At 62.7% G+C, this 12,472-nt stretch carries 10 protein-coding genes and 2 tRNA genes; 7 read left to right on the forward strand and 5 right to left on the reverse strand.

The features are described 5' to 3' along the window. The first annotated feature begins 289 nt into the window (after window positions 1–289). The 3 genes from ACNAOH_RS04845 to ACNAOH_RS04855 are packed head-to-tail and all read left to right on the forward strand — an operon-like array spanning window position 290 to window position 4,358. On the forward strand, window positions 290–1,531 hold the full coding sequence (locus ACNAOH_RS04845) for an MFS transporter (protein ID WP_443971633.1): 1,242 nt from the start codon (window positions 290–292) through the stop codon (window positions 1,529–1,531). Then, window positions 1,528–3,129: a glycoside hydrolase family 43 protein gene (locus tag ACNAOH_RS04850; protein ID WP_443971634.1), complete on the forward strand. Its 1,602-nt coding sequence runs from the start codon at window positions 1,528–1,530 to the stop codon at window positions 3,127–3,129. Before ACNAOH_RS04845 ends, ACNAOH_RS04850 begins: the two co-directional genes overlap by 4 nt. A gap of 44 nt (window positions 3,130–3,173) precedes the next feature. Beyond that, the gene (locus ACNAOH_RS04855) at window positions 3,174–4,358 is read left to right on the forward strand and encodes a Gfo/Idh/MocA family protein (RefSeq protein ID WP_443971635.1); all 1,185 of its coding nucleotides are present in this window, start codon (window positions 3,174–3,176) and stop codon (window positions 4,356–4,358) included. A 65-nt stretch (window positions 4,359–4,423) separates the two neighbouring features. Here ACNAOH_RS04855 and ACNAOH_RS04860 read toward each other — a convergent pair. Both ACNAOH_RS04860 and cpdR read right to left on the reverse strand, forming a co-directional pair. Then, window positions 4,424–4,498, reverse strand: a tRNA-Val gene (locus ACNAOH_RS04860). Between the two features lie 58 nt (window positions 4,499–4,556). Beyond that, window positions 4,557–4,934: a cell cycle two-component system response regulator CpdR gene (gene cpdR, locus ACNAOH_RS04865; protein ID WP_443971636.1), complete on the reverse strand. Its 378-nt coding sequence runs from the start codon at window positions 4,932–4,934 to the stop codon at window positions 4,557–4,559. A gap of 64 nt (window positions 4,935–4,998) precedes the next feature. Between cpdR and ACNAOH_RS04870 the strand changes: the two genes are divergently transcribed. After that, entirely contained in the window at window positions 4,999–5,943 is a 945-nt protein-coding gene (locus tag ACNAOH_RS04870) for an N-formylglutamate amidohydrolase (RefSeq protein WP_443971637.1), read from the forward strand. A 324-nt stretch (window positions 5,944–6,267) separates the two neighbouring features. Here the strand turns inward: ACNAOH_RS04870 and ACNAOH_RS04875 are convergent, their stop codons facing one another. Both ACNAOH_RS04875 and ACNAOH_RS04880 read right to left on the reverse strand, forming a co-directional pair. Next, window positions 6,268–7,035, reverse strand: coding sequence for a SapC family protein (locus ACNAOH_RS04875; protein ID WP_443971638.1), 768 nt, complete (start codon window positions 7,033–7,035; stop codon window positions 6,268–6,270). A 94-nt stretch (window positions 7,036–7,129) separates the two neighbouring features. Further along, entirely contained in the window at window positions 7,130–8,575 is a 1,446-nt protein-coding gene (locus tag ACNAOH_RS04880; protein WP_443971639.1) for an FAD-binding oxidoreductase, read from the reverse strand. A gap of 103 nt (window positions 8,576–8,678) precedes the next feature. On the opposite strand from ACNAOH_RS04880, the gene ACNAOH_RS04885 reads away from it, so the two are divergent. The 3 genes from ACNAOH_RS04885 (at window position 8,679) to ACNAOH_RS04895 (ending at window position 10,845) form a co-directional block, all read left to right on the forward strand. Continuing rightward, on the forward strand, window positions 8,679–9,140 hold the full coding sequence (locus tag ACNAOH_RS04885; RefSeq protein ID WP_443971640.1) for a hypothetical protein: 462 nt from the start codon (window positions 8,679–8,681) through the stop codon (window positions 9,138–9,140). 132 nt (window positions 9,141–9,272) lie between these two features. Beyond that, entirely contained in the window at window positions 9,273–10,697 is a 1,425-nt protein-coding gene (locus tag ACNAOH_RS04890) for a DEAD/DEAH box helicase (protein WP_443971641.1), read from the forward strand. A gap of 72 nt (window positions 10,698–10,769) precedes the next feature. After that, a tRNA-Ala gene (locus ACNAOH_RS04895) sits at window positions 10,770–10,845 on the forward strand. Between the two features lie 64 nt (window positions 10,846–10,909). Here the strand turns inward: ACNAOH_RS04895 and ACNAOH_RS04900 are convergent. Continuing rightward, window positions 10,910–12,394 carry a replicative DNA helicase gene (locus ACNAOH_RS04900; protein ID WP_443971642.1) on the reverse strand — a complete coding sequence of 495 codons (1,485 nt, stop codon included), beginning with the start codon at window positions 12,392–12,394 and terminating at the stop codon, window positions 10,910–10,912. Between the last annotated feature and the right edge of the window lie 78 nt (window positions 12,395–12,472).

Genomic DNA, 12,472 nt, shown 5'->3' on the forward strand with positions numbered 1-12,472 from the left:
CGACCACGTATCGTATCGTATATGATCGAATGTTGTTTTAGGCATGAAGCCCTCAGGAGGTCAATATCGAGCCGGCATATTGTCCGAGAAATTGACAACTGCGCGAACATCCGTTTCGTATGTGTGGCTTCGCGGCATCAGGGTCGCCCGGAGAGACGAGACCGACTGAGGGCGAACAAAAGACTGTAGTATCAAGTCATTCCATGCTGAGAGCACGAGTGACTCGCGCCGAATCGGCGAATTTTAACCAAGTTTTTAAGAAAGGGTTTGTGTGACGGGACGGCGAGGCATGCTGCGCTGGTGGATGATCGGGCTCGTCATGCTCGGCACCATCCTTAACTATCTGACGCGGAGCACGCTGAGCGTTGCGGCCCCGTACATGCTGCCGGAGCTTGGCATTGGCGAGAAGGAATATTCCTGGATCACCGGGGCGTTCCAGCTCGGCATCATGCTCCAGACGTTCGCCGGCTATCTGCTTGACGTCGTGGGCCTGCGCTACGGTCTGGCGGCGTGTGCCGCGACCTGGTCGCTGATTACCGCCGCCCATGCGCTCGCCGGAAGCTGGCCGGTTCTGGCTGTGTTGCGCGGGACCATGGGCCTTGCGGAAGGCTCCGCGCAGCCCGGCGGGCTCAAGGTCGTGGCGGAGTGGTTCCCTGCCCGCGAGCGCGGTTTTGCCGGTGGCGTCTATAATGTCGGCGCGTCGTTCGGCTCGATGCTGGCGCCCCCGCTGGTCGCCGCGTCGATCTATTACTGGAGCTGGCACGCGGCCTTCCTCATCACCGGCGCGCTTGGTCTCGCATGGGCTGCTGCGTGGTACTTCCTCTACCGGCCGCTTCGCGTTCATCCGCGCATGTCGGCAACCGAGCGGGACTATGTCCTGTCCGGGCAGGAGCATGCCTCGATCGACTTGCCCGCACGCCCTCCCCTCCTCAGCTTTTTCAAGCGCCGCAACGTCTGGGGCATCGCCATTCCGCGCATGTTGGCCGACCCGACATGGGGTACTCTCACTTTCTGGCTCCCGCTCTATTTGACCACGGTGCGCGGCTTCGATCTGACGCAGATCGCGATGTTCGCCTGGCTGCCGTTCCTTACGGCAGATGTCGGCTGCATGTTCGGCCCAATTCTGGTCGCATGGTTCCAGAGGCGTGGCTTCACGCTGCTCAACGCGCGCCGCACGGCCTTCACCATCGGCGCTATCATGATGACGAGCATGATGTTCGTCGGTTTCGTGGACAGCCCCTATGTGGCGATCGCGCTGCTCAGCCTTGGCGGCTTCGCGCATCAGACCCTTTCGGTCACCTGCATCACGCTGGCGACGGACCTGTTCCCGGCCCATGAGGTCGGAACCGTCGCGGGCATTGCCGGCACGGTTGCCAATTTCGGCATTTTGGTGTTCTCGCTGGCGATCGGCTCACTGGTCGCAACAGTGGGCTATGATCCATTTTTCATCGCGCTTGGCGTGCTCGATCTGGTTGGAGCTCTGTGGCTCTGGATGGTCGTGCGCGACCCGGCCCGCGGAGCGACGGCATGACCATTACAAATCCCATTCTCAAAGGCTTCAACCCCGATCCGTCGATCGTTCGCGTGGGGGATGACTATTACATCGCCACCTCGACCTTCGAGTGGTTTCCCGGCGTCCAGATTTTTCACTCGCGCGATCTGGCGAACTGGACGCTGGTCGCCCGCCCGCTCAATCGCCCGAGCCAGCTCGACATGCGGGGCGACGGCGACGGCTGCGGCATCTGGGCACCCTGCCTCACTTATGACGACGGCCTGTTCTACCTTGTCTACACCGACGTGAAACGCTTTGGCCGGACCAGTGTCGGTGGAACATCTGGCGCGTCGCTGCGCGATTTCCATAATTACATGGTGACGAGCCCCACGATCGAGGGCGACTGGTCGGAGCCGATCCGGCTGAACAGCAGCGGCTTCGATCCCTCGCTGTTCCACGATGATGATGGCCGGAAGTATCTCACGAACATGCTTTGGGATCATCGCGCGGGCCGAAACCGCTTCGCCGGCATCGTCATGCAGGAATACTCCCCGACGGAGCAGCGCCTGATTGGCGAGCGCCAGATGATTTTTCCCGGCACCGCGCTCGGCTTCACTGAGGCGCCGCACATCTACAAGCGCGACGGCTGGTATCATCTCATCACGGCGGAAGGCGGCACCTTCTGGGGCCACGCCGTGACCATGGCGCGATCGAGGAGCCTGACCGGCCCCTATGAAGTCCACCCGCAAAATCCGGTTCTCACTGCACGCCATGATCCGACCGGACCTCTCCAGCGCGCCGGCCATGCCGATATCGTGGAGACACCGGACGGCGAGACGTTCATGGTCTATCTATGCGGCCGCCCCCTCCCCAATCGCGGCCGCTGCGTGATGGGCCGCGAAACTGCGATCCAGCCAATGGCCTGGGGCGAAGATGGCTGGCTGCGGACACGGGACGGATCGGGCAAGCCGGAACTCGCATTCCCCTTCGCTGTCTCCAATGTAGATGCCCTCCCCCCGCGTGCCGAGTTCGATTCGGAGACCCTCCCGAGCGAATTCCAGTGGCTGCGGACGCCTTATCCGGACGAGATCTTCAGCCTGAGCGCACGTCCCGGTCATCTGCGTCTCTACGGCCGAGAGACGCTGGGCAGCCTGTTCAGCCAGTCGCTCGTCGCGCGGCGGCAGGAAGCATTCTCCTACACGGCAAGCTGCGTCATGGACTTCGAGCCACAGCATTTCCAGCAAAGCGCGGGGCTCATCTGCTATTATAACAGCACGAAGTTCCATTATATTTTCGTCTCACGGGACGATGAGAATGGCCGCCTCCTGCAGGTTATGTCCGCCGTGCCCGATCAGCCGCAGACGGACAGCTTCACCCGGCCCATCCCGATCCCCGATGGACGCATCGAACTGCGCGCCATGGTCGATCACACCATCCTCAAATTCGCCTACCGAATCGAAGGCACTGGTAGCGACTGGGTGGTCCTGCCGGAAACCTTCGACGCGTCGGTCGTCTCGGATGAGGCCACGCTTCCGGGGCTTGCCAACTTCACCGGCGCGTTCGTCGGTATGGCCTGTCAGGACATGGCGGGCACCGGCCTCCACGCGGATTTCGACTGGTTTGACTACAGCGAGTGACGCTGCACCGCGCGGCAAATGAAACGGGAAAGAGGAGAGGAAGAATGAGCGAGATCAACGATATGTCGCGCAGAGACCTCATCGAGCTGGGTGTCGCCGGCGCGGCAGTGGCGATGGCCAGCCCGGCGGCGATGGCGCAAAGCCGTGCCGGATCGAGCGACGGAGACAAGCCGGTCGGCTTCGCGATCGTCGGCCTTGGCAAGCTCTCGCAGGGGCAGCTCCTACCCGGCCTCACCCGCACGAAGAACGCGAAGCTGACGGGCCTTGTGAGCGGCGACCCCGCCAAGGCCGCCCGTCTCGCTGTGCAGTATAATGTGCCGGCGAAGTCCGTCTATTCCTACGAGACCTATGATCGCATCATTCGCGATCCCGCCATTGAAGTCGTCTACATCGTGCTGCCCAACAATATGCATGCAGAATATACGATCCGCGCGCTCAAGGCAGGCAAGCATGTGCTGTGCGAGAAGCCGATGGCGACGACCGTCGCCGATTCAGAAGCGATGATCGCCGCCGCGAAAGCCGCCGACCGCAAGCTCATGATCGCCTATCGCTGCCACTACGAGCCCACGAACCTCGCCGCGATGCGACGCATCCGCTCGGGCGGGATCGGCAAGCCGCGCACGGTTTGGACCGACATGTCGCGGCAAGCCAATTTCAGCGATCCGTCCGACGCCTGGCGAGTCAGCAAGGAAATGTCCGGCACTGGCGCACTGGCCGACATGGGCGTCTACGGCATTAACGCGGCACGCTATCTACTCAACGAGGAGCCGATCGAGGTCCGTGCCTGGGCGAGCACTGACCGCAGTGATCCGCGCTTCAAGGAAGTGGAGGATCTCGTCTCGTGGCAGTTCCGCTTCCCATCCGGCGCGATCGCCAACGGCTCGACCGCGTTCAACTCAAATGGCGGCATGGGTTTCCAGGTCGCAGGAGAGAAGGGTCGCGTCGTTGCCGATCCGGGCTGCCTCTATGGCGGCAATCGCCTCACTTTCGGCGCGCCCAATGGCAAGACGGTGGAGATCACCGAAATCGACCAGTTCGCGCGGGAAATGGACTGGATGGCCGATGTCGTGCGCGGGCGCGCGCCAATGGTCGCACCGGGCGAAGAGGGTCTGCAGGACATGCGCCTCATTGATGCGATCATGCAGTCCATCGCTCGGGATGGCGCGACCATCAAGACCGACTGGGGTTACAAGCGGGCTGTCGACCCTGCGGCAGTCGTCGACGTCTAACGAGACCTGCGCCTTTCACGAGCATAGAAAAACCCCGGAGAGCGAATGCTTTCCGGGGTTTTAAATGGTGGGCGTGGCAAGGATTGAACTTGCGACCCCTGCGATGTCAACACAGTGCTCTACCACTGAGCTACACGCCCACGGGAGAGAGGCCATTAGCGGCGGGTCGGAGCCCGCGCAAGGGCTAATCCTCTCGTTTCAGGAAAGGATGGTCGCGCTCGTTCGATCGAAAATGCGATCCACCTCGAGCACGAGGTCGCGCAGGTGAAACGGCTTGGAAAGCACCTTCGCCTCGGGAGCCACGCGTCCGGCGCGCAAGGTGACGGCGGCAAAGCCGGTAATGAACATCACCCGCGTGGAAGGAGAGCTTTGTGCGACATGCTGGGCCAGCTCGATACCGTCCATCTCCGGCATGACGATGTCGGTCAGCAGCAGGTCGAAATGTTCGTTTTCGATCAGCGGCAACGCGGCCGTGCCGCGATCCACCGCAACGACCTCATAGCCGGACTTTTCGAGCGCGCGCGCAAGATACTGGCGCATCGAATCGTCGTCTTCCGCGAGCAGAATGCGGATCATTGTCCCTTTTGTCCTCAAGTTGGCAGGGCGCTTCGCCCTGGCCGGTAGATTCGCCGGCCTAATTATGAGAGAACCCTTTAAGATTTTCCACCAAAGCTGGAAAGCCCGGGGATTGCGAACCGCCGTGCCGATGATGGAAGCCGAGGTCAAACAGGAAGCCTTTTGGCAATATGGCCCGGCGGAGCCGGCCTCTCCTATCGTCTACGCCGTCCCCCATGCCGGGCGCACTTATCCCGACACGCTGCTTACAAGCGCCAGAGTCGAGCCGCACTTTCTGGTGCGGCTGGAGGATCGGCTGGTCGATCAGGTGGCGGAGGGGCTCCGGCAGGCGGACGTACGCCTCATCGTCGCGCGATGGCCGCGGGCCATGATCGATCTCAACCGGGACGAGCACGAGTTCGACCCTCGTCTGATCGCGGATTTGCCGCGCCATGTTCATGCGCGCGAAACGGCCAAGGTGCGTGGCGGACTGGGCCTCGTGCCCACGCGCCTCGCCCCCTGCGGTCCGATCTGGCGCGGAGCCATGCCCTTCGCCGAGCTTCACCGCCGCATTACAGAGATCCATCGCCCCTATCATACGGCCGTTGCCCAGGCGCTGCGGGCCGCGTATCGACGGTTCGGCATCGCGCTGCTAGTGGATCTGCACAGCATGCCTCCCCTTCCCCGGAGCTACGGGCGGGGCGAGCAGGCCAAGATCGTCCTGGGTGATCTGTTCGGACGAAGCGCCGCCTCGCGGCTTACTGCGCTGTGTAGCGATGTCATGCGGAGCGCTGGCTTGCCCACCGCGATAAACGCTCCCTACCCGGGCAGCTATACGCTGGAACGGCACGGCGCACCCGATCGAGGCACCCACGCCCTACAAGTCGAGATCGACCGCACCCTCTATCTCGACGATCATATGGACGTGTGCGCCGGGTCGCTCGCGCACATGCAGCGCATCCTGTGCCGGATGGATGGGCATCTTCAGCAGGAACTGCTGGGTGGGCAGGCTCTGCAAGCTGCCGAATAAGCCCAAATAAAGAGCCACCCCATGCACGGATGCACGGGGTGGCCAAGGCTCAGGGAGGAGACGTCCCAAAGAGCGGGACGCTCACGAAGCGCTCGAAAGGGGGGACAAGCACTTCGCTAAACTGATTTAGGGCAAGGCCGTGCCCGTTACAAGGGCACCAGCTTCCTTCGCGACAAACAAATACAAAATTGTCTGACAAATGAACCGCCCTGTCGCGTCAAGGCGCGCAGCACCGCCCCGATCGCACGGCTTTCCCCAAAGTTGAAGTCCGAGATCGGGAAGAGAGCCGGACGACCGCCGTTGCGATCGCCCGGTCTATGGCCGTCAGGCCAGCGTCGGCTCTGGCATGAGACCGAGCTGCATCTGCTTCTGGAAGATCTCGCGCATGTTGTTGAGCGAGAAGAGATGCGCATAGATGAGCGCGAGGAAACCGTTCTGGTTCCACTTGCGCAACGTGTCGCCACGCACCTCGCGGAGCTTCTCTTCATTCACCATCAGGAAGCCCCGATAAATGAACGGCTGCGGCGCGCCCTCGGGCTGAACCGACATTTCCCCGTCCATCAGCAATCCGCTGGCCTTGATGTCCTCAATGAACTGGCCGCTGCGCGCGGCTGCCTGCTCGAACTGCTCGCAGAACGTCAGGACATTCTTGATGATCTCGCTGGGCTGACCGTCAACGAAGATGGGATCGCCTTCCTCGAAATCGCCGACCGCGCCGAATGTCGGGTCGAAACAGAGCGACAGCTCTTCCGTGTCCGGACGCAGACGCGCCAGCATCCAAGGATAGCGGCGAATATAGGCCGGAACGTAGGATTGGCCGCGCAGCTTGCCTTCGGCGTCGATGAGGACGTTCACGCCTTCGTTCAGGCCCATGAGCGCGAGCGGGATCGGGTCACCGCCGGCGGCGAAGACGATCGGCAGGCTGTGCTGCGCCTGGACGAACTCGTCCGCCGTGATCGGAACCGCGTGCACCTTGGAGAATTCCGGAGCGCCCTGCACTTCGCGATAATTCCACGTGCCGTGCTGCTCGGTGTTGAGCGGCACCAGGTCATTATAAAGCAGCGGCAGATTGGCCGGGGCTGCGCTTGCCATAAGTCATCCTCCATCTAATTCGGGCAAATATGCGGGGTCAGCGCGCGGCGGACGCCCGGCCGATGAGTGTCCGGCCATAATTAGCTCGGCGCTTTCAGGCAAGCGGCACGAGCTTGCCAGGATTCATGATGCCCTGCGGATCGAGCGCGTCTTTTATTGCCCGTAGCGCGTGGAGCCGCGCGGCGGACTCAAGCCGCGCCAGTTCACCGATCTTCATCTGCCCGATGCCGTGCTCGGCGGATATGGACCCGCCCATATCCACGACCTTGTCGTTGACGAACTGCGTCGCCTCCGGGCCTTTCTTGGCCAGCCAGTCTCTGGCAGCGTCGAGCCCGTCCTGCATCGGCGCGCGCAAGTGAAAGTGGATATTCCCGTCCCCGAGATGACCGAACGCGGCCGCAGTCGTGCCGGGGAATGCCGCTTCGCTGGCCGCTGCCGCCTCGATCATGAAGGCGGGCATGGCGGCAACCGGCACACTCACATCGAACTGAAGTGCCGGCCCTTGAGCACGCTCCGCTTCCGAGCAGCTCTCCCGAATCCGCCAGAATGCTTCGGCCTGGGCTTCGCTCGCCGCGATAGCCGCGTCGAGGAGAAGTCCCGTGTCCTGCGCGCGCATCAGCGCCCGTTCCATGCGCTCCGCTGCGGTCGCTCCGGCGGGATCGAATGCATTGTCGAGATCGATCTCGATAAGTGCATGCCATGGCGCGGGCGTGGCAATCGGCGCCCGTGTGCCCGGTATGACGTCCAGAACAAAGCCCAGGGTTTCCCCCGCGATCACCTCGAACCCCTCGACCACTGGCCCCACTTCCGCCTCCAGAAGACGCAGAAGGGTCAAAGCATCTTGCGGGGAGGCAATGCCTGCCCATCCCACGGCCCGGTCCACAATCGCGGGCGAGAGACGCAGGCTCGCGGCAGTGACGATCCCCAGCGTCCCTTCCGCGCCCACCAGCAGGTGCCTCAGGTCATAACCGCGATTGTCCTTCTTGAGCGCCGCGATCCCGTCATAGATCGAGCCATCGGGCAGCACGGCCTCGATCCCGGCAACCAGCGCACGCATCGTGCCATGCCGCAGCACCTGCGTGCCTCCGGCATTGGTGGAAACGAGACCGCCGATCGTCGCCGACCCCTTAGAGCCGAGGCTTAGCGGAAAGCGTCGGTCCGCAGCAGCAGCGGCATCGTGAAGCGTCGAAAGGATCACGCCTGCCTCGCAGATTGCGAGATCCGCATCCGCGTCGAACTGTCTGATGCGGTTCATGTGCCGCATCGAGAGAATGACCGCACTGCCATCCGCCGGGGGCGTCGCCCCACCCACCATGGACGTGTTGCCGCCTTGGGGAACCAGCGGCACGCCGAATGCAAGCGCGCAGCAAACGAAGTCCGCAACTTGCGCCGTGGAGCGCGGCGTCAGGATCGCCGAAGAATGCCCGCTGAACTTGCCGCGCCAGTCGACCAGCCATGGCGCGATGTCGTCGGGATCCTCAACGATCCCGTCGGGACCGCCAATGGCGCGGAAGGCGGCCAGAACGTCTTGTGAAATCATGGTCTCGATATAATCCCCCCGATCTGAACCGAAAAGCGCCAGGATTCATCGACAGTTCAAATTGAGCCGGTTAACTCTTGATGCCGCGCCTCGGGGAATCATCTTGCCGTCTGCTTTTCTGTCCATCGCTGTGACCGCGCTTGCCGCTCCCAGCGCTGGAGCCGAAGGGGTGATCCGGCTTGCCCAGGTCACCATTGAGCAGCGAGTCATCATTCGCGTGCCCGTGACCCCGCGCCGAGGCAAGGCTACCTCTGCGGCCGATCAAGTCGAACGTCCCGCCCCTCCAGTCAAATACAAGGAGGTCAAAGGCCCGAAATGCCTGCTGATGCGCAACCTTCGGGGTGCGATTGTCGAAGGCGAGCGGATGCTCACGCTCTTTTCGGCGCCGGGTGAACGATATCGCGTGCATTTCGGCCGTTCGTGCCGGGGTGCAGACTTTTATTCGGGCTTTTATTTGGTGCCCAGCAAGGATGGATCGCTTTGCGCGGGCCGAGACGATCTCCACGCTCGCAATGGATCGACCTGCGAAGTCCAGCGCTTCTCGCGCCTCGTGCCGGACGACTGAACCGCCTCAGTGCCTGCAATGCCCGGATTTCCTTGACAGCGGCGATGCTTTTGCCCATTGCCCGCCCGACCTTGCGTGCGCGCTGGAGCAGTGCGGCGCGGCGGGTCGCTTCCCGCTAGCCATGGACATGCGATGCCTTTTGCCGATCTCGGCCTCTCCGATGAATTGCTGAAGGCGGTCCACGAGGCCGGCTATAGCGAACCCACCCCCATCCAGGCGCAGGCCATCCCATCCGTTCTGATGATGCGCGACATCATCGGCGTCGCCCAAACCGGCACGGGTAAAACCGCTTCCTTCGTTTTGCCGATGATCGACATTCTCTCGGCCGGTCGCGCGCGTGCGCGGATGCCGCGCAGCCTGATCCTGGAGCCAACGCGCGAACTGGCAGATCAGGTCGCCCAGAATTTCGAGAAATACGCGAAATATACCAAACTCTCGACGGCGTTGCTGATTGGCGGCGTCTCCATGGGAGATCAGGTGAAGGCGCTTGAAAAAGGCGTCGATGTGCTGATCGCGACGCCGGGGCGCCTCATGGATCTGTTCGAGCGGGGCAACATCCTCCTCACCGGCTGCTCGCTTCTCGTCATCGACGAGGCGGACCGGATGCTGGACATGGGCTTCATTCCGGACATCGAGAACATCTGCACGAAGCTGCCTGCCAGTCGGCAGACCCTGCTTTTCTCGGCGACCATGCCGCCGCCCATCAAGAAGCTGGCGGACAGGTTCCTCTCGAACCCGAAGCTCATCGAGGTGGCGCGGCCCGCCACGACAAATACCAACATCACCCAGAAGCTGGTGCTGGTCGACGAGCGCAAGAAGCGCGACGTTTTGCGCGGCCTGCTGAGGCAGGAGGGCGTCGATAGCGCGATCATCTTCTGCAACCGCAAGACGATGGTGCGGGAGCTGAACAAGAGCCTGCAACGTCACGGCTTCAGATCCGGCGAGATCCATGGCGATATCGACCAGTCGGCCCGCATTGCCGAACTGGAGAAGTTCAAGTCCGGCCAGATCAATATCCTCGTCGCGTCGGACGTCGCTGCGCGCGGACTCGACATCAAGGGCGTGAGCCACGTCTTCAACTTCGACGCACCCTGGCACCCGGACGATTATGTCCACCGCATCGGCCGTACCGGTCGCGCGGGAGCCACGGGCACGGCCTTCACCTTCGTGACGAAGAGCGATGCGGAAGCAATCGAGAATATCGAGAAGCTGATCGGCACGAAGATCGAGCGGCTCAAATTGGATGGCGCGCGCGATGAGAACCGCGCGGAACCAGCGGAGGAAACGGCTCCGGAAAGTGGAGACAGCCGACGCAGGGGTCGCGAGCGTGGCAAACCGGCTGACCGCTCTTCCTCCCGGAAAAAGACCGAGGCTTCCGAGCCCGTCGAGCAGGCCCGTCCCGCTCCGCGCGTGGACGATCGCCGGGATGCCTCCCAACCGTCACAGCGATATGACCGTCCGGCTCACGCACCTCGCCAGCGGCAGGAAGATGATGGACCAGACGACGGCTGGAACGGCCCGATGCCTCACTTCCTCTCAGTGAAGCTGGGAGACTGAAGCGGCGCGCCAATCCGGTGCAAAAGCCGTTGCAAAGCCGAAAAGTCGCGCATATAGGCAGCGCTCCCTCGTGGGGCTGTAGCTCAGTTGGGAGAGCGCGTCGTTCGCAATGACGAGGTCAGCGGTTCGATCCCGCTCAGCTCCACCAGGGATTTCCAAACGTCGCTATTCAGATTGCCGGGCGCGATTCCCGCGTCGTCATCCGGTGCCCGTCATTCCAGACCGGTGTCGAAGCCGTCATTGGCGAGATCCGTGAACTTGGTGATCCGCGAATCGAAGTGCATGAAGACCTTGCCGGTGGCGCCATGGCGCTGCTTGGAGACGAGCAGCTCTGCCCGTCCGGTGATGCGTTCCATCCGCTCCTGCCAGGCCTGATAGGCGGCCTCGTCCTCCATCTTGGGTTCCTTGGCCATCTCGTAATAGTCCTCGCGGAACACGAACCAGACCATGTCCGCGTCCTGCTCGATCGAACCGGATTCGCGCAGATCGGAAAGCTGAGGGCGCTTGTCTTCGCGGCTTTCCACCGCACGACTAAGCTGGGAGAGCGCGAGCACCGGCACATCCAGTTCCTTCGCCAGGGTCTTGAGGCCCCGGCTGATCTCGGAGATTTCCTGCACGCGATTATCGCCCGCCTTGCTGGTGCCCTGCAGGAGCTGAAGATAGTCGATGATGATGAGGCCGATATTGTGCCGCTTCTTCATGCGCCGCGCGCGGGTGCGCAGCGCCGCGATGCTAAGGCCGGCGGTATCGTCGATGAACAGGGGCAAATCCTGCAATTCCCGCGCCGCGCGGGAGAGATTGTCGAAATCCTGATGATTGATGCGCCCCGTGCGCAACGATTCCGAGCTGATTCCGGACTGTTCGGCGAGAACACGGGTCGCAAGCTGATCCGCAGACATTTCGAGGCTGAAGAACGCCGTGCGCGCGCCCATATTCTTCGCGTCGTCGATGCCGTCCTTATTGTCGAGCACCCACCGGGAGGCGGCATTATAGGCGATGTTGGTCGCGAGCGAGGTCTTTCCCATGCCGGGTCGCCCGGCGAGAATCACAAGGTCGCTTCGGTGAAGGCCGCCCACTTTCTGGTTGATGCCAGTCAAGCCCGTGGTCACGCCGGACAGCGATCCTCCCGCGTTCTGCGCACGTGAAATCCCGGCAAGGGCGACTTTGGCTGCACTGTCGAAGCTGCGCACGCCACCATCCGCGCTTTCGCCTTCCATGACTTCGTAAAGCGCGACTTCGGCCGCTTCCACGGCCCCTTCCGGATCGATCTTCACGCTCGTGTCGAGCGCGCTCGCCACCATGTCCCGCCCCACCCGCACTAGCTCACGCAGCAGCGCCAGATCATAGACCTGCCGCGCGAAATCGCGCGCGCCGATCACGGACGCGGCGCTGCCGGTCAACTGGGCGAGATAGCCCGCTCCGCCCAGCTCGCGCAGACCTTCGTCATGCTCAAGCATGGGCCGCAGGGTCACCGGATTGGCAATCATGTTCCGGTCCACGAGATTGACGATCGCCGCATAAATGCGGCCATGGAGCGGCTCGAAGAAATGGTCGGCGCGCAGCTTGCCGAGCTGTTCCTCGGCCAACCGATTGTCCAGCATCAGCGCACCCAGCAGAGCGGCTTCTGCCTCCACATTGCGCGGCAGACGAGGTTCAGCGGCGGCTGCCGCCGGGACAAGAGCAATTGGATCGGCCATGCCTATAGCATCGCGCCAACCGGGCCGGAGGGCAAGAGCCTGCCCCGTTAGAACTGTGGATGGCCTGTGGACACCGGA

Source organism: Sphingobium sp. CR28 (genome assembly GCF_052327305.1).
Taxonomy (GTDB): Bacteria; Pseudomonadota; Alphaproteobacteria; order Sphingomonadales; family Sphingomonadaceae; genus Sphingobium.